Annotated in this window: 23 protein-coding genes, 1 pseudogene and 2 other annotated features; of the genes and pseudogenes, 2 read left to right on the forward strand and 22 right to left on the reverse strand. The window is 44.1% G+C overall.

Features of this window, described 5'->3' with window-relative positions; genetic code table 11:
- Positions 1-9: 9 nt before the first annotated feature.
- From pheA to spo0B, 4 genes are read right to left on the reverse strand one after another with little or no spacing between them, the layout of a single operon-like run.
- Positions 10-867 (reverse strand): prephenate dehydratase, encoded by an 858-nt coding sequence (pheA, locus tag V6D41_RS02965; RefSeq protein ID WP_333517229.1) that lies wholly within the window; start codon positions 865-867, stop codon positions 10-12.
- A 16-nt stretch (positions 868-883) separates the two neighbouring features.
- Positions 884-1,327 carry a transcriptional regulator ThrR gene (gene thrR / locus V6D41_RS02970; protein ID WP_088326658.1) on the reverse strand — a complete coding sequence of 148 codons (444 nt, stop codon included), beginning with the start codon at positions 1,325-1,327 and terminating at the stop codon, positions 884-886.
- Positions 1,328-1,384: 57 nt separating this feature from the next.
- A complete protein-coding gene (obgE, locus tag V6D41_RS02975) occupies positions 1,385-2,671 on the reverse strand; it encodes a GTPase ObgE (protein WP_333517230.1) in 1,287 nt (428 codons plus the stop codon).
- Between the two features lie 33 nt (positions 2,672-2,704).
- Positions 2,705-3,283: a sporulation initiation phosphotransferase Sop0B gene (gene spo0B / locus V6D41_RS02980; protein ID WP_333517231.1), complete on the reverse strand. Its 579-nt coding sequence runs from the start codon at positions 3,281-3,283 to the stop codon at positions 2,705-2,707.
- 62 nt (positions 3,284-3,345) lie between these two features.
- On the opposite strand from spo0B, the pseudogene V6D41_RS02985 reads away from it, so the two are divergent.
- Positions 3,346-3,484, forward strand: a pseudogene (locus V6D41_RS02985) (hypothetical protein).
- Positions 3,485-3,601: 117 nt separating this feature from the next.
- Here V6D41_RS02985 and rpmA read toward each other — a convergent pair.
- The 16 genes from rpmA to valS form a co-directional block, all read right to left on the reverse strand.
- Positions 3,602-3,886 carry a 50S ribosomal protein L27 gene (rpmA, locus tag V6D41_RS02990; protein WP_003152662.1) on the reverse strand — a complete coding sequence of 95 codons (285 nt, stop codon included), beginning with the start codon at positions 3,884-3,886 and terminating at the stop codon, positions 3,602-3,604.
- Positions 3,887-3,898: 12 nt separating this feature from the next.
- A complete protein-coding gene (locus tag V6D41_RS02995) occupies positions 3,899-4,237 on the reverse strand; it encodes a ribosomal-processing cysteine protease Prp (RefSeq protein WP_003229669.1) in 339 nt (112 codons plus the stop codon).
- Positions 4,238-4,239: 2 nt separating this feature from the next.
- Positions 4,240-4,548: a 50S ribosomal protein L21 gene (rplU, locus tag V6D41_RS03000; RefSeq protein WP_087992308.1), complete on the reverse strand. Its 309-nt coding sequence runs from the start codon at positions 4,546-4,548 to the stop codon at positions 4,240-4,242.
- A 13-nt stretch (positions 4,549-4,561) separates the two neighbouring features.
- Positions 4,562-4,635: a sequence feature (ribosomal protein L21 leader region), on the reverse strand.
- A gap of 57 nt (positions 4,636-4,692) precedes the next feature.
- The gene (spoIVFB, locus tag V6D41_RS03005; protein WP_148962236.1) at positions 4,693-5,559 is read right to left on the reverse strand and encodes a stage IV sporulation intramembrane metalloprotease SpoIVFB; all 867 of its coding nucleotides are present in this window, start codon (positions 5,557-5,559) and stop codon (positions 4,693-4,695) included.
- Positions 5,552-6,346 carry a stage IV sporulation protein SpoIVFA gene (spoIVFA, locus tag V6D41_RS03010; RefSeq protein ID WP_333517232.1) on the reverse strand — a complete coding sequence of 265 codons (795 nt, stop codon included), beginning with the start codon at positions 6,344-6,346 and terminating at the stop codon, positions 5,552-5,554. The genes spoIVFB and spoIVFA overlap by 8 nt, the downstream gene beginning before the upstream one ends.
- A gap of 154 nt (positions 6,347-6,500) precedes the next feature.
- Entirely contained in the window at positions 6,501-7,307 is an 807-nt protein-coding gene (gene minD / locus V6D41_RS03015; RefSeq protein ID WP_087992312.1) for a septum site-determining protein MinD, read from the reverse strand.
- A gap of 1 nt (position 7,308) precedes the next feature.
- Entirely contained in the window at positions 7,309-7,989 is a 681-nt protein-coding gene (gene minC / locus V6D41_RS03020) for a septum site-determining protein MinC (protein ID WP_087992313.1), read from the reverse strand.
- Between the two features lie 51 nt (positions 7,990-8,040).
- Positions 8,041-8,559 carry a rod shape-determining protein MreD gene (gene mreD / locus V6D41_RS03025; RefSeq protein WP_333517233.1) on the reverse strand — a complete coding sequence of 173 codons (519 nt, stop codon included), beginning with the start codon at positions 8,557-8,559 and terminating at the stop codon, positions 8,041-8,043.
- A complete protein-coding gene (mreC, locus tag V6D41_RS03030) occupies positions 8,556-9,428 on the reverse strand; it encodes a rod shape-determining protein MreC (protein ID WP_333517234.1) in 873 nt (290 codons plus the stop codon). The genes mreD and mreC overlap by 4 nt, the downstream gene beginning before the upstream one ends.
- 30 nt (positions 9,429-9,458) lie before the next feature.
- Positions 9,459-10,472, reverse strand: coding sequence for a cell shape-determining protein MreB (gene mreB, locus V6D41_RS03035; RefSeq protein WP_087992316.1), 1,014 nt, complete (start codon positions 10,470-10,472; stop codon positions 9,459-9,461).
- A 91-nt stretch (positions 10,473-10,563) separates the two neighbouring features.
- On the reverse strand, positions 10,564-11,259 hold the full coding sequence (gene radC, locus V6D41_RS03040) for a RadC family protein (RefSeq protein ID WP_333517235.1): 696 nt from the start codon (positions 11,257-11,259) through the stop codon (positions 10,564-10,566).
- 36 nt (positions 11,260-11,295) lie between these two features.
- Positions 11,296-11,865 carry a Maf family nucleotide pyrophosphatase gene (locus tag V6D41_RS03045; protein ID WP_333517236.1) on the reverse strand — a complete coding sequence of 190 codons (570 nt, stop codon included), beginning with the start codon at positions 11,863-11,865 and terminating at the stop codon, positions 11,296-11,298.
- A gap of 151 nt (positions 11,866-12,016) precedes the next feature.
- Positions 12,017-13,012 (reverse strand): SPOR domain-containing protein, encoded by a 996-nt coding sequence (locus tag V6D41_RS03050; protein WP_333517237.1) that lies wholly within the window; start codon positions 13,010-13,012, stop codon positions 12,017-12,019.
- A gap of 133 nt (positions 13,013-13,145) precedes the next feature.
- Positions 13,146-13,892, reverse strand: coding sequence for a prepilin peptidase (locus tag V6D41_RS03055; protein ID WP_333517238.1), 747 nt, complete (start codon positions 13,890-13,892; stop codon positions 13,146-13,148).
- 135 nt (positions 13,893-14,027) lie between these two features.
- Complete coding sequence (locus V6D41_RS03060) at positions 14,028-15,320, reverse strand: bifunctional folylpolyglutamate synthase/dihydrofolate synthase (protein ID WP_333517239.1); 1,293 nt, start codon at positions 15,318-15,320, stop codon at positions 14,028-14,030.
- Positions 15,321-15,379: 59 nt separating this feature from the next.
- A complete protein-coding gene (gene valS / locus V6D41_RS03065) occupies positions 15,380-18,022 on the reverse strand; it encodes a valine--tRNA ligase (RefSeq protein ID WP_333517240.1) in 2,643 nt (880 codons plus the stop codon).
- A gap of 59 nt (positions 18,023-18,081) precedes the next feature.
- Positions 18,082-18,304, reverse strand: a binding site (T-box leader).
- Positions 18,305-18,469: 165 nt separating this feature from the next.
- On the opposite strand from valS, the gene V6D41_RS03070 reads away from it, so the two are divergent.
- Positions 18,470-18,661, forward strand: a complete 192-nt coding sequence (locus V6D41_RS03070) for a hypothetical protein (RefSeq protein ID WP_087992323.1) — start codon at positions 18,470-18,472, stop codon at positions 18,659-18,661.
- Between the two features lie 18 nt (positions 18,662-18,679).
- Here V6D41_RS03070 and cotN read toward each other — a convergent pair whose 3' ends face one another.
- Complete coding sequence (gene cotN / locus V6D41_RS03075) at positions 18,680-19,705, reverse strand: spore coat protein CotN (RefSeq protein ID WP_333517241.1); 1,026 nt, start codon at positions 19,703-19,705, stop codon at positions 18,680-18,682.
- Positions 19,706-19,737: 32 nt separating this feature from the next.
- Positions 19,738-21,864 (reverse strand): LysM peptidoglycan-binding domain-containing protein, encoded by a 2,127-nt coding sequence (locus V6D41_RS03080; RefSeq protein ID WP_333517242.1) that lies wholly within the window; start codon positions 21,862-21,864, stop codon positions 19,738-19,740.
- Positions 21,865-21,955 lie beyond the last annotated feature (91 nt).

Genomic DNA, 21,955 nt, shown 5'->3' on the forward strand with positions numbered 1-21,955 from the left:
GGGCTTTTTTTATAATTGATAAGACTGATATGCACCAAGAAGCCTCACTTTACAGCCGAGCGCTTCGAGCTCCTGCATGGCACCTGGAATCAATACCTCATCAAACGCTTTCTCAATATCAACAATAAAGAAATAATGGCCTAATCCGGTTTTCGTCGGACGTGACTCAATCTTCGACAAGTTTAAGTTTCTCCAAGAAAATGCAGACAGCACTCTGTGCAGCGCCCCAGATTGATCATCCTGCGGAAGCATTACCATCAGTGTCGTTTTGGGCCTTGAACTCAATTTTGAATTCACTTCAAATGATATGTTTTCATCAGGAGACAGGATAACAAATCTCGTATGATTGTCCCTGTAATCCTGTATATCTCGTTTCACGATTTTTAATTCGTATGTAGAAGCGGCCATGTCATTGGCAATTACCCCGATATTCAGCTCGGGATGGTCACTGACAAATTTCGCTGCCGCCCCGGTTGAATTGGTGTATTCATAAGGTACGGAAGGAAATTGACGATGGAGAAATTTATGGCATTGCGCGATCGCGTGTGAGTGCGAGTAAATTTTGTCGAGCTCTTTCCATGCATTCTCTCTTGAAGGATGGACGAGCAAGTGCTGATGAATCGGCAACGTCATTTCACCCACGATTGGCAAGGGCTGTTCATGTATTAAATAGTCTATCGTTAAATTGACCGATCCTTCTAATGCATTCTCTAAAGGAACAAAAGCGAAATCAACTTCGCCTGCAACTGCCGCATCTATACACTCCGGTATGGTGCGGTAGGCAACATGTTCGGCGCCGTTTTGAAAACAAGAGCTAACTGCTAGATGTGTGAATGTTGCTGCTGGACCTAAATAACCGACTTTCATGACGATATTCTCTCCCTTATGCACCTGAACCTAATATCTCAACCTTTTCTACAAAATCAAACTTCTTGAGTTTATTCATTAACGTATGAATGTCCTCTTCCATTGCAGACGTACTGATAGACAGTGTCACATTCGCCCTGCCTTGAAGCGGTATGGTCTGGTGAATGGAAAGAACGTTGCTTCCAGAATCAGCTACCGCCTGCAGGAGCTGAGATAACGCGCCCGACCTATCCTCCAAATGAAAGAAAAGTGTGATAATTTGTTCTTTAACCATAGTGTAGAACGGAAAAACAGCATCTCTGTATTTATAAAACGCGCTTCTGCTTAAATCCACCTTTTGAACGGCATCTGCCACTGAATCTGCTTTTTTTCGATCAAGCAGCTTTTTGACTTCCAATGTTTTTCTCATCGCATCGGGCAATACATCTTCACGGACAAGATAAAATGTCTCCTCTTTCATTTGCATCCCCCCTTTAAAATAGAGAGCCTGACATCCAGGCTCTCCTCTCAGTCATCATTAATCAATAAATTCAAATTCGAATTCCAGAAGCCTGATAATATCTCCATCCTTGGCTCCGCGTTCTCTGAGCGCTTCATCAACACCCATTCCGCGCATCTGTCTTGCAAACCGTTTAACCGATTCATCACGGGAGAAATCAGTCATCTTGAATAACCTCTCAAGACTGTCTCCTGAAAGCACAAATACACCGTCTGGATCCCGTGTAATGTTAAATGGCACTTCTTCATTCTCCATCGTGTACATGACACGGTTTTGTGTAAGCTCTTCCTCGTCATACAGTGGGAATTCCGGCGTGTTCTCCAGCTGATTGGCGACTTCAAACAGAAGCTCGCGAAGACCTTCTCTTGTCACCGCACTGATCGGGAATACCGGGTAATCATCCGTCAGCTTTTCTTTAAAGGCTTCCAGATTTTCCGCAGCCTGTGGCATGTCCATTTTATTTGCAACGATAATTTGCGGACGTTCAGTGAGACGCAGATTGTACTCGCTCAGTTCCTGGTTAATCGTGACATAATCCTCATACGGATCGCGGCCTTCCAATCCGGACATATCAATAACGTGAACAATAACCCGCGTCCGTTCAATATGGCGCAAAAACTGGTGGCCGAGTCCGACGCCTTGGTGTGCACCTTCAATCAGTCCCGGTAAATCAGCCATAACAAAGCTGCGTCCGTCATCCGTTTCAACCATGCCGAGATTCGGGACAAGCGTTGTAAAGTGATAATCCGCAATTTTCGGTTTCGCAGATGAAACAACAGAAAGCAAAGTGGATTTCCCCACACTCGGGAACCCAACAAGACCAACATCAGCTAGCACTTTTAATTCAAGAACAATATAACGCTCTTTTCCTGGCTCTCCGTTTTCTGAAAGCTGAGGCGCGGGATTAGCCGGTGTAGCAAAGCGGGAATTCCCTCTTCCGCCTCTTCCGCCTCTTGCGATGACAGCCTGCTGGCCGTGCTCTGTTAAGTCAGCAATGACCTGCTTTGTATCATCGTCTGTCACAACGGTGCCTGGCGGAACTTTAATAACCATATCATCGGCATTTCGCCCATGCTGGTTTTTGGACATGCCATGCTCGCCGCGAATCGCTTTAAAGTGTTTTTTGTACCTAAAGTCCATCAGGGTGCGGAGACCTTCGTCCACTTCAAAAACAACGTCTCCTCCATTTCCTCCATCACCGCCGGCAGGGCCGCCCTTCGGCACATATTTTTCACGGCGAAACGCAACCATTCCGTTGCCGCCGTCGCCGCCTTTTACATAAACTTTCACCTGATCTATAAACATAATGTCCTCCGTTCTAAACCGTTAAAAACTCCGCTAGTCCAACCCAATTTCAACCATACATTCGTGACTTGTGATCTCAAAACGCATGATATCAATGTCCACATATTCATTTTGCCGAATATCGTCAAAAGCAGATGAATCGGCAAAAGCGCCGTGAAAATCAAGATACAGAATGAGCTGTCTGTCAGGATGATCCGTTTGCAGTGAAACCGTTAAATGATTTTCGCTCTCTCTGCTGACTGCTTGATCAAACAGATAGAACAGCTTTCTCATCAGTTTCGTCAGCTTTTGATCATAAGCCGATAAATCCTTAATTTCTCCAAGAACTTCATATTCAAGCGTCATATAATGGGTTTTCCAATTAAACGTAAGAAAATCAAACGCCAAGTGCGGTGTTTTCAGGTTTGAGAGCTTTGATTCGTGCTTTGCGTCTATAACCATTTCTTCAATCATTTCAAAGACGCGGTCATACTTCTGCAAGCTTAAGTTTCCTTTAATCAGCTGCAGCTTATTCATCCAATCATGCCGGGAATGGGCAAGCAGATGAATCAGTTCATTTGTTAATGCCGTATCGCTTATATTTTCTTCTTGTTTTTTTGAAACATCCTTCATTTTCGCACTCCCAATCATTTAATTTCTTATTTAGGAGTCTGTATAAGTGTGTATTATGAATTATAACAGAGAAGGCTTTATTAGAAAAACAATTGTTTTTCCCAGAAATATCATGTTCCTTTTTTTCTGGCTAAGGTTGATTTGCAGCCAGGCAGAACATTTTATGTATTACTGCTTGGGGAACATATCCAGTGGGTTTGAGACGTTTATTCTCATTCTTGGCGGGGTCTGCTCGCACATACTCTGCATTTCATTCTTGGTGTTTACTCCGCATTATTGCAAAAAAAACTCCAGTCATCGACCGGAGTTTTTGAATCATTATTGAGCTACAGGATATACGCTCACTTTTTTGCGGTCACGGCCGAAACGTTCGAATTTAACAGTTCCGTCGATTTTCGCAAATAGAGTGTCATCTCCGCCGCGGCCCACGTTTTCACCTGGGTAAATTTTTGTTCCGCGTTGACGGTAAAGGATAGAACCGCCTGTTACGAATTGACCGTCAGCACGTTTAGCACCTAAACGTTTAGACTCAGAGTCACGTCCGTTCTTTGTAGAACCTACTCCTTTTTTAGAAGCGAAAAACTGAAGATCTAATCTAAGCATGTAGCTCACCTCCTATATTATGTTTGTGGTCACACGCAAGTTATCTTTGTAATCCCGTTCAATTGTCTCCAACGAAACAATCATGCCTTCAATCAGCAGCTGAGCTTTTTGGCGCGCCTCCGGATCAAGTGATTCAGGGAATTCAAAGTAAAAATAACCCCCGTCCTCCCCTATATCAAGAAGCGGCTCGAAGCCCGCGAGCACAATGACTGCGTTAACAGCTCCAAACACAACGGCTGTTACTCCGGCACAAACAAGATCTTGTCCATGTTCAGCAAAATTCGCATGGCCTGTCATTTCAAAAGACAATATGCCTTTATCATGAGACCTTCTGATTGTTGCCTGAATCATGCTTACGCGTTGATTTTTTCGATCGTCACTTTAGTGTAAGGCTGACGATGACCTTGTTTTTTATGAACGTTTTTCTTTGCTTTGTATCTGAAAACAGTGATTTTTTTCGCGCGGCCTTGTTTTTCAACTTTAGCCGTTACTGTCGCGCCTTCAACTGTAGGGTTGCCGACTTTCACGTTGTCTCCGCCAACAAACAAAACGTCTTCAAAAGTAACTGTTTCACCTGCTTCAACAGCAAGTTTTTCGATGAAAACAGTTTGGCCTTCTTCAACTTTGATTTGTTTACCGCCTGTTTTAATGATTGCGTACATTCTCTGCACCTCCTATTAGACTAAGACTCGCCAGATACCAGGGGGCTTTAAGCTCTTAACACCTGTACTGAGCGGTTGTAGCAATGGTGCTACATCCATAACATTAAAAAATATACCAAAACACAAGACGTTTGTCAATCCATTTTAGTAAGGCAGCAGCAGTTCTTCCATGGAGGAATTCGTCCGCTTATCGGCAAAATAAGCATGCAGCACTTCATTCTCGTCAAGCTGACTGAGTTTCTGCCCTGATTTCTCTATAATAATCGGATGTTTGCAGCCACGCTTGAACTCGGCCATCACATGATAGACTTTGTCCTCTGCCTTTACATTGAGCGGCAGCAGTTTTTCGAGCTCACGGTTTTTTCCGTAATACCGTTCAAGCAGAAATCTCACATGGATATAGTGCCTTTGCCTGTATTCCTCAAACAAAGAAACAGCCAGAAAGACAAACAAAATCCATGCACTGATTTGCAGAGGAACCACAAATAAAACCCAGCACCCAAGCAGCAGGCAGAAGCAGAGCGATGTTTTTAAATTCAGCCTGTGAGCTCTTTGAAAAGGAAGCTGCTTGGAAAACAACAAAAATAACAGCTTTCCGCCATCAAGAGGCCAGATCGGCAGCAGATTGACAAATAAAATAGAAAGGTTATAAAAGGTGAAGAGTTCAAAGGTATGCTGATGAATCAATGAGAATTCTGCAAACATCCAGGCTGCAAGCTGAAGCCAGATGTGCTGAAGAGGACCGGCAATAATCACCGCAAACTCTTCCTTTAACGGCCGATTCCCGTGCTCTTCCACTTCAACCGTCCCGCCAAACGGCAGCAAAAAAACTCGCTTGATTCTCCAAGAAAAAAACACGGCCAGAGCAGCATGCCCCAACTCATGGATCAGCACAATCAGAAGCAGGCATAACAATGCTTTCATATGGCCTGTGACTAGCCCCAGCGCAGCGATAATCCAAAGAAAAGGATGCACATGAATCTTCAAGATAAGGTCGAGCCATTTATTCAAATGAAATCACCTGAATCGGATCAATAAATTTATCGCCGTCTTTCATGGCGAAATAATAGACCCCTTTATTATGATCATCAAGTTTAATCGAACCGAGCTTTTTGCCTTTATCTACAAAATCATATAACGCAACTTCGACATCTTTGAGCTTGCCATAAATACTATAGGTGTTGTCAGCATGCTGCACCTTAACTGTCAGTCCCGTCTGGCTGTCTTTGCTGACTTCAACTACATAGCCTTCTTTTATGCTATCAATTGTATCGCTGCTTGTTTCAACTTTAATCCCTTCCCCATTGTCCTGAAAATCCTGTTGCACTTTCCCGGATGCAGGCGCGATCAGATCTTGGCCCACTGCGATCTGCTGTTCCTTATTTTTATGTTCAGGAGCCAGAAAAGCAAGCGGATTGCCAAATTTCGTTTCAAACCAATGGCTTGCTGAGGCAAATTGAAATTCAGTTTCGAAGGTTTTGGCAACGACGGGTTTAATCTGGCTGACAGGTCCAATATTCGTTTTATAGACTATGGCGGAAACGAGAACAAGGCAGGCCGACAGAAGACATTTTAGGATAATTGAATCTGTTTTAACCAAAGGGTGTTTTCCGTTGAATTTCGAAATGTTATCTTCATAGACCGGAAGAGTTCCATGCTTTTCCTGATCAGTTACCATCACCCAAGACGGGGGTTTCTGCTTTTCAGAAACTGTCTGAGTAGAGAAACGTTTTGAGCCGGAATGCTGTTTTCTTCTTTTCTCTAATCGTTTTCTGATTTCATCTGCTCTGTGACTCATTGCCATCATCCTTTGCATTCGTTGGGTTTGTACATCATATGTCTTGTCCATGGCAAATATTCATATTACTCTTACTCAAGCACAAAGCAGACAAAAACAAAAAAATCTGACACAGCATTTGCTTTGTCAGATTCTTCTCTTTGATTCTATCACATTAAGATCTTACTCCGAAAAACGACTTAATCTTAGCCATCATTCCTTTGTTTTGCTCTTCAAGCACCTGCAAAGGAACAGATTCGCCTAAAATGCGGCGGGCAATATTGCGATATGCAATGGAAGCGCGGTTTTTCGGGTCCATTGCAATCGGTTCGCCATGGTTGGAAGCTTTGATGACTTCATCATCATCAGCCACGATTCCGAGCAAATCGATCGACAAATGCTGTGCAATTTCGTCGATATCCATCGTGTCACCGTTTTTCATCAGGTGATTTCTGATTCTGTTTACAACGAGCCGCGGCGGTTCAATGTTTTCCTCTTGCTCCAGCAGCCCTATAATACGGTCAGCATCACGAACAGCTGAGATTTCAGGCGTTGTGACCACAATTGCTTTATCAGCTCCGGAAACGGCATTTTTGTATCCTTGTTCAATTCCGGCAGGACAGTCTATGATGACATAATCAAATTCCTGTTTGAGCTGTTGGACCATATTTTTAATTTGTTCAGGAGCAACAGCCGTCTTATCGCTCGTTTGAGCAGCAGGCATTAAATAGAGCAGATCATCGAAACGTTTGTCTTTTACGAGCGCCTGATGCATTTTACATCTTTCCTCTACAACGTCTACAAGATCGTAAATAATTCTATTTTCAAGCCCCATTACAACATCTAGGTTGCGCAGTCCTATATCAGTATCTACTAAGCATACGCGCTTCCCTAAAATGGCTAAGGCGGTACCGAGGTTCGCAGATGTTGTCGTTTTACCTACTCCGCCTTTTCCCGAAGTTATTACGATAGCCTCACCCAATTCACATTCCTCCCTCAAGCCTTGTTAGATCAGGTCTTAAATGAGCCAAATGTTGAAGGCGTTCAATGACCATATTTCCGTCTGTATCTAAGTAAGCACATTCCATTTCGTTCCCTTTTTGAATGTGGTCTGGGGAGCGATTTAACACGTGATTGATTCTTAATTGTGTCGGCAGCATTTCAGAGGCGGCGATGACCGCTTGATTATTTCCGTTAAATCCCGCGTGCGCGACACCTTTCAGTGAGCCCAGAACAAAAATGTTCCCTCCGGCCCTGACTGTCCCGCCGGGATTCACATCACCGATCAGAAGCAAGTCGCCTTTCACCTGCAGCACTTGGCCTGATCGGACAATTTTTGAAACAGAAATAATTTCAGCTTCCTCTTTCATACGCTGTGCTTCTTTTTTAGTAATGACTTCACTGTCAATAGAATGTACAAACAAATCCTTCTTTGACGCGATCAACTCGGTCAGCTGTTCCTCTTGCTCTTTATATAAAAAGCGATTTCCCAGCTTAACATGGACGCTGATTTTCTGGCCTTTACCATCCGTATATTGTTCAATTGACAGCATATTCTGAAGACCATCGAGAAGCTCATCAAAAGAACACGCATCATCTAGATGCAATGTTAACCCATTCTTTGTTCCTTTTATTGTTACATATTGCTGCTTTTTGGTCTTCACAATATCACCTCAACAACATACTTATTTCGTCAAAAAAAGATAAAATCCTTTTTACTCATCTCTCAATTCTTTCTTTAGACTCATAAAAAATAATCTAAATGGCAGAACCAGAATAAGAGCGGCTGCAATATTTAATAAAACTGTCGGTATAAACCGGTCAAGCACAAATCCGTTAAACGTCATGATGTCTTTATGAATCAAAGACTGGATGCCGAACACGAAAAACTCGAGCACGCAGACAGCGACAACAGCTATCAATATTACCACAAATGCATTTGTATGTAGTACTTTAAACGCTTTTGAAGCCAAATAGCATAACCCGGCAAACCCAAACATATAAACGCCTAATAGACTTGTATAGTTCATGTCATATAGAAAGCCAAAAATAAATCCGTAAATCATCGCGTGTTTTTGATTGATGAAAGCCGACATAAATATCAATACTAGCATCAGAAAACGCGGGACAAGCACCTGATCATCTGTAACGAACGGAAAATGCACCAGATCTGTAAAAATGCTTTCCGCAGAAAAAACAAGCATCATAACGAAAGGGAGAAGGAAACGTTTCACGATCCTTCCTCCTCTGTATCGACTGTCGGCACATCACGGTTAACAACGATCACATTATTTAAATCGGTAAGGTCAGCCGCAGGTTTTACATAAGCAATTTTCGTTAATCCATAGGAATCTGACTCAATATCCGTCACTTCACCGATTGTCAGCCCCTCTGGGAAAACTCCGCCTGTTCCAGATGTTTCAATAAGATCGCCTTTTTTCACGTCTTGTTTATCCTTGCGCTCAATAATTGACATCTTAAGCCGTTTCTTGTCTCTGTCATAGCCTTCGATCAATCCGTAGCCTTTTCCGCCTTTTTTTCCGGAAATTTTCGTCGCGACTCTGTTATTGCGGTCAGTATCGCTTAAAAGCTGAACAGCAGACGTAAAATTGTTAAGTCCGGAGCTTTTGATCTTGCCGATTAATGCGCCTTTTTCGTTTGTAACAGCCATATCTTTCGCTACGTTTTGCTGAGTCCCCTTATTAATGGTGACCTGTTTCGCCCAATTGTCTGGGCTTCTGGCAATAACCGTCGCTAAAATCGGCTTGTAATCTTTAATCGAATTGACATGGCCAAGCTCGTCACGCAAGGATTTGTTTTCTTCTTCAAGTTCTTGAAGTTTGGCTTCATATTGTGTCTGTCCGTCAAGCTTCTCTCTCAGACGCTCGTTTTCTTTGTATGTGTTTTTTAAATCATTAATGTTCTCAAATATTCCTGCAAAAAATTCGGCAGGCGTATGAAAAATATTTTGAAATACTCCCGTCGTATCGCCGATCACTTTCTCAGGCCAGGTGGTATTGCGGCCGCCCTTCAGCGAAAATCCAATCATAGCCACCAATATGATAATACACAGAAGTAATAGCATTAACCGTTTATTCGGCATCGTGTTACACCTCTTCTATTGAACTCCCGATTATCTAGTTTTCCCTTTGAAAAGATGGATGTGCTCCAGTGCTTTTCCTGTTCCGATCGCTACACAATCAAGCGGGTCTTCAGCGATAAGGACCGGCATTTTTGTTTCTTCGCTGATGACTTTGTCCAAGTTGCGAAGAAGCGCTCCGCCGCCGGTTAACACAATGCCTCTGTCCATAATATCAGCTGCAAGCTCAGGCGGTGTTTTTTCAAGTGTGCTCTTCACCGCTTCCACAATTGTAGATACAGTGTCGCGCAGAGCACCAGAAATTTCTTTTCCTGTAATTTCGATTGTTTTCGGCAGACCTGTCAATAAATCGCGTCCGCGGATTTCCATTTTATCGGATTCTTCAGGAGCTTCTGCAGATCCGATCTCCATTTTAATCGCTTCAGCCGTACGGTCACCGATCATCAGGTTGTAAGTTTTTCTGATGTAGTTGATAATCGCATCATCCATCTCATCACCGGCTACGCGGATTGACTGTGACGTTACAATGCCGCCAAGGGAAATAATCGCAACCTCTGTCGTACCGCCTCCGATATCAACTACCATGCTTCCAGTCGGTTCCCAAACCGGCAGATTGGCTCCGATTGCTGCGGCAAACGGCTCTTCAATCGGATACGCGTCACGCGCTCCCGCCTGTCTTGTCGCATCGATGACAGCGCGTTCTTCAACAGCTGTAATGCCTGATGGGACACAAACCATGACATATGGTTTTCTGGCAAACATGCCTTTATTTTTAATGGCTTGATTGATGTAATATTTCATCATTGTAGCCGTTGTTTCATAATCAGCGATAACGCCGTCTTTCATCGGGCGAAGGGCCACCACGTTGCCCGGTGTCCGTCCGATCATATTTTTCGCATCATTTCCGACAGCAACAATCGACTTCGTATCCGTTTGCAAAGCGACTACTGACGGCTCTCTCACGACAATTCCTTTTCCTTTTACAAAAACAAGCGTATTCGCAGTTCCAAGATCTATACCAAGGTCTCTTGCACCAATTCCAAACATATGTATGTATCTTCCTTTCTTAAAGCAAAAATACCCTAAAGGGAAAAACTCATAAACTCTATTATAGCTTAATTCGACGAAAAAAAAAGTGTTACAAATATCCTTTTTCCTTTAAACTCACAAATTTTTTATCCCCGATCACCAAATGGTCAAGCAGCTCGATGCCAATCAGGTTTCCGCATTCAAACAGGCGTCTTGTCACTTCAATATCTTCCCTGCTCGGCGTCGGATCTCCAGAAGGATGATTATGAACACAGATAAAGGAAGCGGCAGATCGTTTAAACGCTTCTTTAAACACCTCCCGCGGGTGGACAATAGATGAATTCAGGCTTCCGATAAATACGGTGCGTTTATGGATGACTTGGTTTTTTGTATTTAAGTATAAACAGACAAAATGCTCCTGGGTTAAAAAGCGCATATCCTCCATGACAAGATTTGCGCCGTCTTCCGGGGAGCGAATGACGAAATGTTCTTCGTTGGCTAATTTATGAATACGGCTTCCAAGCTCAACTGCCGCCAGTATTTGAACTGCTTTTACCATACCGATTCCCGGGATGCTCGACAGCTCTTCAACTGATGCTTCTTTCAGCAGACGCAGTCCGTCAAAAGTGAGCAGGAGCCGGTTTGACAGGTCCATAACAGATTCGTGTTTCGTGCCTGTCCGTAATAATATAGCCAAAAGTTCATGATTGGCTAAGTTCTCGGCTCCGACTTTCAGAAGCCGTTCTCTTGGCTTTTCTTTCGTTGGGAAATCTCTAAGTTTTAATGGCAGATCGTGTATGATCAAGCACTCCTTTTCTTTCCCTTCCCGTTTATAGAACCGTCATGCCTTTATATCAAAATGGCGAAGAGCTCTCATCGTTTTTGATATAGGCAGTCCCATGACTGAATAATAATCTCCGTCTATTTTCTTTACAAAAAGCGCGCCTCTTCCTTGGATGCCGTATGCACCTGCTTTATCCATCGGCTCTTTCGTTTCAATATAAGTCCAAACCTCTTCTTCACTGAGGGGCCAAAACGCAACTTCTGTCTTATCATAAAACGTCTCGCTGTGATTTTCAGCTTGTATACTGACCGCGGTGATTACTGAATGACTTCGGCCTGAAAGCCTCCGCAGCATAGAAGCAGCTTCTTCTTGATCTTGCGGTTTGCCGAGACATTCGCCGTCTAGGCATACCATTGTATCAGCACCGATAACGATTGCATGCGGGTGGAGATCAGATACAGCCTTAGCTTTTTGTTTTGCCAACCATTGGACGTTTTCTTCTGGTGAAAAGTTTCGATTTAATTTTCCCTCTACTTCACTGACAATAATGGAGTAGGGCAGCTGGAGAAGATCGAGGAGTTCTTTCCTGCGTGGAGATTGTGAAGCAAGTATTAGCGGTTTTGTCATGTTCGTCATCCTTTCAGGGTTTGCTTAAGAAAAAAAGATACTCGTTTATCCTATCAAATCATGAGGCTTGTCACAATTTCAGAAAAATAACTTTTTCATGACAAAATAAAAAAAGCCTGTCGCTAAAGGACGAAGGCTCAGGTACTTTCTCTTATTTAATGACGGCTAACAGCTGCTGCTGAGCCTTCCACCCGGCTTCAGCACTTGGGTCCTCTAATTCCTTTAATGCCTGCAAAATCGCTTTTTTCTCTCCTGCTCCTGATGCTTCTGTTTTACCAAGCGACTTTTCTATTTTTTCTACATTCGCTTTTGTAATGTCTTCGCCGAGAATCGCCTTTGCTGCAAGCTCAGCTGTTTCCTTGAAAGAATCTGTCATATCTGACTCTATTGATAAGGAAAGCTCCTTGCCTCCCCAGGCTTCAAAATCACTGTCGATTAAAAGCTGCCCTAATTGCTGTGAAACGTCCTTATCACTGGCTAAACCTGCGATGACATACGTATACCCGTCATCCTTTGACAGTGACACGGCGGAATAACCTTTTTCGGTCAGTTGTTCTGTTAACGTTTCGGCACCCTTTTCATTTGAGAATTTTCCGGCTTGTACAGCGTACGTTTCATATGTACCTTCAGCTGGTGCCGCCTGTTTTTCTGCGCCTGAGCTTTGTTTATCAGCAGAAGCATCTCCGGCTTTTGCCGTTTGGCTGCCTAGTGAATCATCTAAAGAGGCCGGGGCTGCCGCTTCTTTATTGCCCGAGATGTTCAACGCGAATAAGCCTAATCCGGTGCCTATGACAGCTGCAAAGGCAATCGTCGCCGCCACTCTTTTTACGGGTTTGACCGTCCCCGCTTTTCCTTTTGCATACAGCTTTGTTTTCTTCTTTTGATAGGGCGGAACGACTTTTGGATCCTCTTTAAACACCTTGTCCTCTTCGGAATTCCAGTTAAATTCATCTTCATCAGGATGTTCATGGGATGCCGCGACCTCTTGTTCTGCCTTTCTCTTTTCCTCCCAATTTGAAAATGTCATGTTTTTTTCCATCTCTACAGGCGTTTCTTGTTCGTAAACCGTCTCTTCTTTTCCATTAATCGTCACCTTGAGGGCTTTTTCTGCGGCTTTATTGTTTTTTTTATTCTTCCTTTTTTTCAATTCCGCTTCCTCCCTTCATTTGATTGACCGTTCTTGTCGGCTTTTCATGCTACACACTTTAGCACAGGCGAAAAAAAAAAGAACAAGACTTTTGTCGTCTTGTCCAAAAAACGTTCGTCAAATTTTTCAGCGGTCAGCCCAATGTCACCTTCATATAAAAAGAAACAATAGAGTCGCCGTATAAATAGGCTAAAATGCTCCCTGCCGCAATTGCGGGGGCAAAGGGAAGCGGCTGCCCTTTGGCGAGTCTTCCAGTCAGGACGGCTGCCGCTCCATACAATGCACCTATCAAAATAGAAAAGAAAAAGGCAGCTGCCAGCATTTTCACACCAAGCACGAATCCAATCACCGCAAATAATTTAATATCTCCTCCCCCTATTCCCCCATGGGTGATTAAGGCAATTAAGACCAGGAAAAGAAATCCGGCTCCCGCACCTAACAGGCCGGCATACCAGGAATCAAGCGGAGAAATCAATCTGGCTGCCGCTAAAAAGGGGAGAAAGAAAATCAATATTCGATTTGGAATCAGCATAAAATGAATATCTGTCACTGCAACAATGATAAGAAGAGAGGTAAACACAACAGCGGGAAACAGCTCCGGAGACGGGCCAAAGCGTATTCCTGAAGCGGTAAATAAACACGCTGTCACAAGCTCTGCCGCGGGATACATAAAAGAAATTCTATGCCCGCAGCTTTTACATTTGCCTTTTTGGAAAAGGAATGACAGGATGGGGATTAATTCTGCGGGAGTTAATGTCCGCCGGCAAAACGAGCATGCCGAACGAGGCTTGACAATAGATATACGCAAGGGGATACGGGACCCGGCCGTATAATAAAACGAACCAAGGATCAGCCCGAGGATAAATAGAATGGGAAGCATAGACAACACACCTTTACAAGATACTGGCATGGATTGTAGCAGAATGAGCGCCTAAACTCTAATCGGGAATTTTCGATTTTACGCGTAAAAAGCCCCGGCAAAATCTCATTTTCGATACTGCCGGGGCTAGACCTATTATTTTAACCTTTTGCGAATGTCAGAAATAAAATAGAGCGATCCGGTAATCAGCACAATTTCATTTGAGCCCTTTTTACTTTCTATGAATTCGATCACATTGTCCGGATCTTCATCCCAGCTTTTATTACTGATTTCACTTACATCATAGAGATCTTTTGCAAGAGAAGCACGCGGGAAATCAAAAGAAGCAAAATGAATCGCATGCGCTATGGTTTCCAATTTCTTAATCATATCGTGATACGGTTTGTCCTTTAACGCGCTAAACACCACAGAAATGCGGGAATCAGGGAAACGCTGTTTCATCGTTTCCGCCAGCTTTTCAACGCCTTCTTCGTTATGTGCACCGTCTAAATATACCGGCGGATGTTCTTGAACAAGCTCTAACCGTCCCGGCCAAGCAGCCTTTACCAGCCCGCTTCTTAACGCTTCATCACTGATATGAACAATATTCTCCCTATTGAGGCACTCAACAGCCAAAATGGACAAAGCCGCATTTTGTCTTTGATGGGTGCCGATCAGAGATGTCCGAATATCGTCATAGCACTTCTCGCCCGTTTTAAATGAAAACTGTTCTCCGGCAGGCAGAGCCAGTTCATTGAAAATAACACATGTATCATGTAATGACTGAAACGGCGCAGCATGTCGTTCAGCTTCATGACGAATGACCTGTAAGGCTTCCGGCTGGGTAACAGCTGTAACGATTGGAATACCTTCTTTAATAATTCCGGCCTTTTCTCCTGCAATTTCTTCAATGGTGTTTCCCAAAATGTTCATATGATCGTGCCCGATGCTTGTAATCACTGTTAAAAGCGGTTCAACCACATTCGTAGAATCGAATCTGCCGCCTAGACCTGTTTCAAAAATAACAAAGTCGACCTTATGAAACTCAGCAAAATATAAAAACGCACACGCCGTCATAATTTCAAATTCGGTCGGCTGTCCGTATTTCGTTTGATCAAGCGCTTCAACGTGCGGTTTCATCTGATTGACAACTGCTGTCCATTCCTCATCTGAAATCGGTGTCCCGTTAACGCTGATCCGTTCATTAAACGTAATGATATAAGGTGACGTAAACGTTCCAACCGTATATCCGGCTTCTTGCAGCATAGAACGGATAAAAGCGACAGTTGATCCTTTACCGTTTGTTCCTGCGATGTGGAACGCGCGGATTTTCTTTTCAGGATGCCCTAACCGCGCCATCAGCTGCTCCATTCGGCCGAGTCCGGGCTTCACACCGAATTTCAGCCGCCCGTGAATCCAGCTGCGCGCTTCTTCATATGCACTAAACAATGATAATCCCCTCTTTTATAAGACAAGGCGGTTTCTCTAGAAACCGCCCCGGCTTTTCATTAGCCCTTCAGCTCAGCCATTCGTTTTTGAACAGCGTCACGCTTTGCCACATAATCTTTTTCTTTTTCACGCTCTTCATCAATTACGTGGGCAGGCGCTTTTTTCATAAATCCTTCATTTCCAAGTTTCTTTTGGACGCGCTCGACTTCTTTTGTCAGCTTATCGAATTCTTTTTGCAGACGAGCAATTTCTTCATCAATATTAATTAAGCCTTCAAGCGGAAGAATAACCTCTGCTCCTGAAATAACAGCCGTCATCGCCTTATCAACAGCCTCGATATCCGTGCCGATTTTAAGTACGCTCGGATTCGTAAAGCGTTCAACGTATGAACGGTTCGCTTCGAGACGGGCTGCTATTTCATCTGTGCTTGTTTTAATATACAGTTCAACCTGCTTGCTCATTGGCGTATTGACTTCACTGCGGATATTGCGCACAGAACGAATCAGCTCAACAAGAAGCTTCATATCAGCTGCCGCTTCAGTATCGGTATGCTCCGGTACTGCAACAGGCCATTGGCTTACTGTAATGGATTCCCCTTGGTGAGGAAGGTGCTGCCAAATTTCCTCCGTTAAGAACGGCATAAACGGATGGAGCAGGCGCATCGTTTGATCCAGTACGTAAGCAAGGATGGAACGGGTTGTTTTCTTAGCCGCTTCGTCTTCTCCGTAAAGAGGAAGCTTCGCCATTTCAATATACCAATCACAGAAATCGTCCCAAATAAAGTTGTATAAATGGCGGCCGACTTCACCGAATTCATATCGATCAGCAAGCTGGGTCACGTGCTCGATCGTTTCATTTAATCGCGTTAAAATCCACTTGTCAGCAACTGATTTTTCGCCTGACAAATCAAGCTCATCGTATGTCATGCCATCCATGTTCATTAATGCAAAACGGGAGGCATTCCAAATTTTATTGGCAAAATTCCAAGTCGATTCCACTTTTTCATAGCTGAAGCGAAGATCCTGGCCAGGAGAGCTTCCAGTCGCAAGGAAATAACGCAGAGAATCGGCTCCGTACTTGTCAATGACATCCATCGGATCGACACCGTTGCCAAGAGATTTACTCATTTTCCGGCCTTGCTCGTCACGGATTAAGCCGTGGATTAAAACATCTTTGAACGGGCGCTCGCCTGTAAATTCAATGCCTTGGAAAATCATGCGTGACACCCAGAAGAAAATGATATCGTACCCTGTCACGAGAACGTCTGTCGGGTAGTAGCGTTTAAAGTCTTCAGCTGTTACATCAGGCCAGCCCATCGTGGAGAAAGGCCAGAGCGCAGAACTGAACCATGTATCCAGTACGTCTGTATCCTGTTCCCAATTTTCGCTGTCCTCAGGCGCTTCAAGCCCTACATATAACTCGCCCGTTTCTTTATGATACCAGGCAGGAATGCGGTGGCCCCACCACAGCTGACGGGAAATACACCAGTCGCGGATGTTTTCCATCCAGTGTAAATACGTTTTTTCAAAACGGTCAGGCACAAAGTTGACTTTTTCGTCTTTCTTCTGCAGCTCAATCGCCGCATCAGCAAGCGGCTGCATGCGCACAAACCATTGTGTAGATAGATATGGCTCAACAACAACCCCGCTTCGTTCACTATGGCCGACCGAGTGCATATGATCCTCGATTTTAAAGAGAACTCCCGCCTCCTGTAAATCTTTCACAAGCTTTTTGCGGCATTCAAAACGATCCATACCTTGATATTGCAGAGCGTTTTCATTCATCGTTCCGTCTTCATTCATGACAAGAATGCGTTCTAAATTGTGGCGGTTGCCAAGCTCGAAGTCGTTCGGATCATGAGCAGGCGTAATTTTCACAGCACCTGAACCAAATTCCATATCAACGTAGTCATCACCGACAATCGGGATTTCACGATTTGCAATCGGCAGAATTACCGTTTTTCCGATCAGGTGCTTATAGCGCTCATCTTCAGGGTGAACGGCAACGGCTGTATCACCGAGCATCGTTTCAGGACGTGTCGTCGCAATTTCAATTGAGCCTGAACCGTCAGCGAGCGGATAGCTCATATGATAGAACGCGCCCTGAACATCCTTGTAAATGACCTCAATGTCGGATAGGGCTGTTTTTGTCGCAGGGTCCCAGTTAATAATATATTCGCCTCTGTAGATCAAGCCTTTTTTATAAAGCTTAACGAAAACTTCACGAACCGCTTTGCTCAGGCCTTCATCCAGCGTGAAACGTTCACGAGAATAATCAAGGCCAAGACCTAATTTCGCCCACTGGCTGCGAATAAAGTCAGCATACTCTTCCTTCCACTTCCACGTTTCTTCGAGGAATTTCTCGCGGCCCAAATCGTAGCGGGATGTGCCTTCTTCACGAAGTTTCGCTTCCACTTTAGCCTGTGTCGCGATGCCGGCATGGTCCATACCCGGAAGCCACAGCACATCATAGCCCTGCATGCGTTTCATTCTTGTTACAATGTCTTGCAGCGTTGTGTCCCACGCGTGGCCAAGGTGAAGTCTTCCTGTTACGTTCGGCGGCGGAATGACAACAGAATATGGCTCTTTTGTCTGGTCACTGCCCGCTTCAAAAAATTTGCCTTTCAGCCAAAAATCATATCGGTCTTTTTCAATCGCTGCCGGATCGTATTTCGTCGGCATTGTTTGTTCATTCGTTTCCATGATAACCCTCCAGCATGTTTAAAAATGACTGAGAACGAAAAAAGAGCTCTTCATCCCTGTAAAAGGACGAAAAGCTCTTTCGCGGTACCACCTTTTTTCATGAACTCTATCAGTTCATGCACTTACAACGGATAACGGGTGTCTCCCGAATTTCTCTACTCTTCTTTCAAGAAATTATGCTCCCGGGCGACCTTCCAATCAGACAACATAAGAAGCCTCTCAGCAAACGGCTTCTCTCTCTGCATGCGCCTTTTTTGTACTCTTCCCGTTCTAAGCAGGTGTATTTATCAGCTCATTATATACATTATTTATGTTCTTTATTATAGTAAAAGTGTTTTTGATTCGTCAATCATCTTTTCCAAAAACGCCGCTTTCTATACAGATAGGCAGGCACCTATTGCCCAAGTTTACATATGATGCTTGTAAATGCGTAGAGGAGGATGCACCGTGAAGAAACGTTTTAGCTCTTATTCGCTGCCGCCGTGGGTCAAGCAAATTCGGCTTGTATCCGCGCAAGTGATTATCCCCATTACAATTTTTCAAGGAATCAGAACCATTTTCTTTCCGACAACTTTTGATGTTTTGCTGCTCGCAATCCTAATCTTTTTAGCTTGCGCCCTTCATTTAGAATGGATATAAACAAACAAGTCCGCGCCATTAAGACGTGGACTCGTTTTCAGCCTGGAATTTTTTCTCTTGCTCAATCTGATGAATTTTCATCACAAAAGGCTCTATATTTTTCATTTGCCAGTAAGCCTTTAATAATTGCGTACATTCATCTTTTTCAAGTTGTCTTTTCCCTGTTTGATAACGGTTAAGCACCTTGTACATGGCTGCCGGGTATGCCATATAGCTAAGAAAAAGGCTGACTTCCGCTTCACGCAAAGGGAATGATTTCGTATATGCATAAAACCATTCGGCGCATTCCGGACAAGCTTTTGGAAAGCCCCTGAACATTTTTGTATAAAAACCGAGCAAATCGTTTTGCGGCGGTCCGACAGACGCTCTTTCAAAGTTTGTCAAATACCCTGTCCCGGCATCATTATATAGAAAATGATGAATAGACAGACTGCCGTGGTTCATGACGACCCTTGAGACACCCTTTTCTTTAGCCGACTCATACCATTCCTCTATCCGCTCCAGTGCAAAGTTCACCGCGGAAATGGTTTCTGAAAAATAGGTTGCGGCCTGAAGTTCAAAAGGGGAAAGGTACCATTCCTTCTCCGCTCTGTCTACAAACTGTTCATAGAAAATTTTATCATGTTCCCACTTTTTTTTCGTTTGTCCGTAATAACGTTCAATATCATCACGACTGACCTTCATTTCCTGCGCGGTTCTCTCGTGAAGACGGGCTGTTTCTCTAAATAAATAATCATGTTTCTGATCCCGTTCTTCCTCCTGGTCAAATTGAAGCCAAGGCATTAAATAATAGGAATCTCCTGATTGTAAGCCGGCTGAGAAAAACTCTCCGCTATTTGTTCTGTAAACGGGTACAAATGAACGAAAACCTTTTTCCTCTATCGCCACCATGTGATCTGTAAACTGTTTGCCGCGAACCGATTTCAATTTTTTCAGGGCAAAGACGCCGTAGTCTGTATACACTTTCCACACAAGAGGACTGACAGGCTCAATAAATTGAGCAGTCAGTCCGTACTCCTGAAGAACCGATTGGGTATCTTCCATTCCATTCACCACATTTTCCGATCGCTTACGGCTTACGCATGGCTGTTGTTATATTGCGGAATATAGAGGATCTGTCCTGCTTTCAATTCATCGTCCAAGGCTAATGAATTCATTCTGATCAGCTGCTGGGAAGTAATTTCATACCGTTCGCATAAACGTTCGATCGTATCTTCCTGCTGAACAATGCATATTTTCATTCTCGAAAACTCATCCTCTTCTCTCGTAAAGAGTTTTGTTAAATAAAGAGAATTATCACTTTCCTTTGTTTGAGGTTCCTTTGTTTTAGCAGCAGGAGCAACTTTAGGAACATCATCCGCTTCCTTTCTTTCTGTCTCAGAGGTCTCAGGCAGCTGGAAGGAATGAAAAGGTGTTTCTTTCTCAGGCTCTTCAGCCGGAGGTGTTTTTCTCACTTCAATTTCAAAGCTTTCTTCCTCTTGTTCTTCCTTTTCCAACAGTTTTGGCGCTGAATAAAAAGAATCTTCCTCTTCTTGTTCGGACAGGAAGGTACGGTATACTGGTGTAAGCTCTTCTTGAGGTGTCTCCTCTGAGCTGGCTTTTTGATTGAAATGAAGGTGTGAAACGGATTCGTCATTCTCCACATATGCAGCTGACGCTGGTTCCTTCGTTCTGCTTTCTTCTATGGACAAAACTGTCTCAGAAACAGCCTCCGGAGCTTCTTCCGGTTCTTGACGAAGAAGTACAGATTCAGCGTACTCCGCTTGGTCTGCTTCTTCCGGTTCTTGACGAAGTGCGGGCTCAACGTGCTCCGCTTGATCTGCTTCTTCCGGTTCTTGACGAAGTGCGGGCTCAGCGTGCTCAGCTTGGTCTGCTTTTTCCGGTTCTTGACGAAGTACAGGTTCAGTGTACGCCGCTTGATCTGCTTTTTCCGGTTCTTGACGAAGTGCGGGCTCAACGTGCTCCGCTTGATCTGCTTTTTCCGGTTCTTGACGAAGTGCAGACTCGTCGTGCTCCGCTTGGTCTGCTTCTTCTGTTTCTTGACGGAATGCGGACTCAGCGTGCTCCGGTTGGTCTGCTTCTTCCGGTTCTTGACGAAGTGCGGGCTCAACGTGCTCCGGTTGGTCTGCTTCTTCCGGTTCTTGACGAAGTGCGGGCTCAACGTGCTCCGCTTGATCTGCTATTTCATTTTGAGCCTCTTGACGCAACGCATATTCAAGAATAGGAGCCACTGGTGTTTCTGCTTTTTCATCAGCAATCACAGTCTCTTTATGTTGCTCAGCTTGCAAAGCCGGCGATTCTTCCGCTCCAGAATTTCCACGAAGCTGAGCCTCCGCTGGAGAGACCGCTTCTTCACGAACATCTGCTATTGCAGCTGCTGGCTCTGGCGTTTCTTTTTTGGCATTAACACTCTCTTGAACCTCTTTTCCTGATGCATCAGATTCTGGCTCAGCTTCTTCTGTTTCCAATTCCGCACGAGTCGCTGCTTCCGGCACCGCAAGCTCTAGATCGTCTTCCCCTTTCACCTCTTCTCGCGCCTCTGGTTCTAAAGCAACTGATTCCGGCGGTGCAGATTCTGCTTTTTCTGTTTCCAGCTCTTCACGGAGCCCCGCTTTCGAGACAATAAGTTCTGGCGGCTCGGCTGGCGGTTCATCCTTTACAACTGCTTCTTCTGCCGGAGGTGCACTCGTTTCTAATACACTTTGGATCGGCGGTTCAGAAAGCTCTTCCTCCCTGAATGCCGCAGGAGCTTCATAAAGAGGAATCTCCGGCTCTTTATCTGCCGTATCATCCAATAGCCCTTCAATCGCTAAATCAGCCTGAATTGTTAAAATGCGCGAATCTGTTAATTGATAGTCAAATGCGTCAATAAAGACGAAGACATCCTGTAAATGGCTCACTTTATTTTTAGGAATAGTAATATCCACAGGAAAACAGTGAGTCAGTTCCGCGCTTCCATCCTCTCTCTTTCTGACTTCTTCAACAAACCGCTTATCGGTATAAAACTCTTCGGTATGTTTGTTTTGATCTATGTTGTACTCACCTGTAAGTTCGAGCGATCCTCTGATTGATACATAATCATTGACTTCCTGAACCCTAATGTCAGGATCTAATGAAATAGAAAGCAGTTCAGAAACTTCCTGTCCTTTTTGGAAATAGATCGATTCTTCTACAGAAAATTGCAATCGATGATTTTGCGGCAAGTTCATATCCTCCTTTCATCTAATCCTTAAAATTAGATGTCACTAAAGGTGTATGTATGAACTGGGGGAAATATGAGTGGGCGAGCACAGA

Origin of the sequence: Bacillus sp. 0102A (assembly GCF_036765155.1) — a bacterium.
In the GTDB taxonomy this organism is placed as follows: domain Bacteria; phylum Bacillota; class Bacilli; order Bacillales; family Bacillaceae; genus Bacillus; species Bacillus subtilis_G.

What these genes read in the sequence shown, in the direction of transcription:
- V6D41_RS03055 (WP_333517238.1), bottom strand. Translation starts at nt 13,892, where the DNA reads ATGCTTCCCATTCTATTTATCCTCGGGCTGATCCTTGGTTCGTTTTAT.
- rpmA (WP_003152662.1), bottom strand. Translation starts at nt 3,886, where the DNA reads ATGCTTAGATTAGATCTTCAGTTTTTCGCTTCTAAAAAAGGAGTAGGT.
- pheA (WP_333517229.1), bottom strand. Translation starts at nt 867, where the DNA reads ATGAAAGTCGGTTATTTAGGTCCAGCAGCAACATTCACACATCTAGCA.
- spoIVFA (WP_333517232.1), bottom strand. Translation starts at nt 6,346, where the DNA reads ATGAGTCACAGAGCAGATGAAATCAGAAAACGATTAGAGAAAAGAAGA.
- valS (WP_333517240.1), bottom strand. Translation starts at nt 18,022, where the DNA reads ATGGAAACGAATGAACAAACAATGCCGACGAAATACGATCCGGCAGCG.
- rplU (WP_087992308.1), bottom strand. Translation starts at nt 4,548, where the DNA reads ATGTACGCAATCATTAAAACAGGCGGTAAACAAATCAAAGTTGAAGAA.
- V6D41_RS02995 (WP_003229669.1), bottom strand. Translation starts at nt 4,237, where the DNA reads ATGATTCAGGCAACAATCAGAAGGTCTCATGATAAAGGCATATTGTCT.
- cotN (WP_333517241.1), bottom strand. Translation starts at nt 19,705, where the DNA reads ATGGAAGATACCCAATCGGTTCTTCAGGAGTACGGACTGACTGCTCAA.
- thrR (WP_088326658.1), bottom strand. Translation starts at nt 1,327, where the DNA reads ATGAAAGAGGAGACATTTTATCTTGTCCGTGAAGATGTATTGCCCGAT.
- mreC (WP_333517234.1), bottom strand. Translation starts at nt 9,428, where the DNA reads ATGCCGAATAAACGGTTAATGCTATTACTTCTGTGTATTATCATATTG.
- obgE (WP_333517230.1), bottom strand. Translation starts at nt 2,671, where the DNA reads ATGTTTATAGATCAGGTGAAAGTTTATGTAAAAGGCGGCGACGGCGGC.
- spo0B (WP_333517231.1), bottom strand. Translation starts at nt 3,283, where the DNA reads ATGAAGGATGTTTCAAAAAAACAAGAAGAAAATATAAGCGATACGGCA.
- mreB (WP_087992316.1), bottom strand. Translation starts at nt 10,472, where the DNA reads ATGTTTGGAATTGGTGCAAGAGACCTTGGTATAGATCTTGGAACTGCG.
- V6D41_RS03045 (WP_333517236.1), bottom strand. Translation starts at nt 11,865, where the DNA reads ATGACAAAACCGCTAATACTTGCTTCACAATCTCCACGCAGGAAAGAA.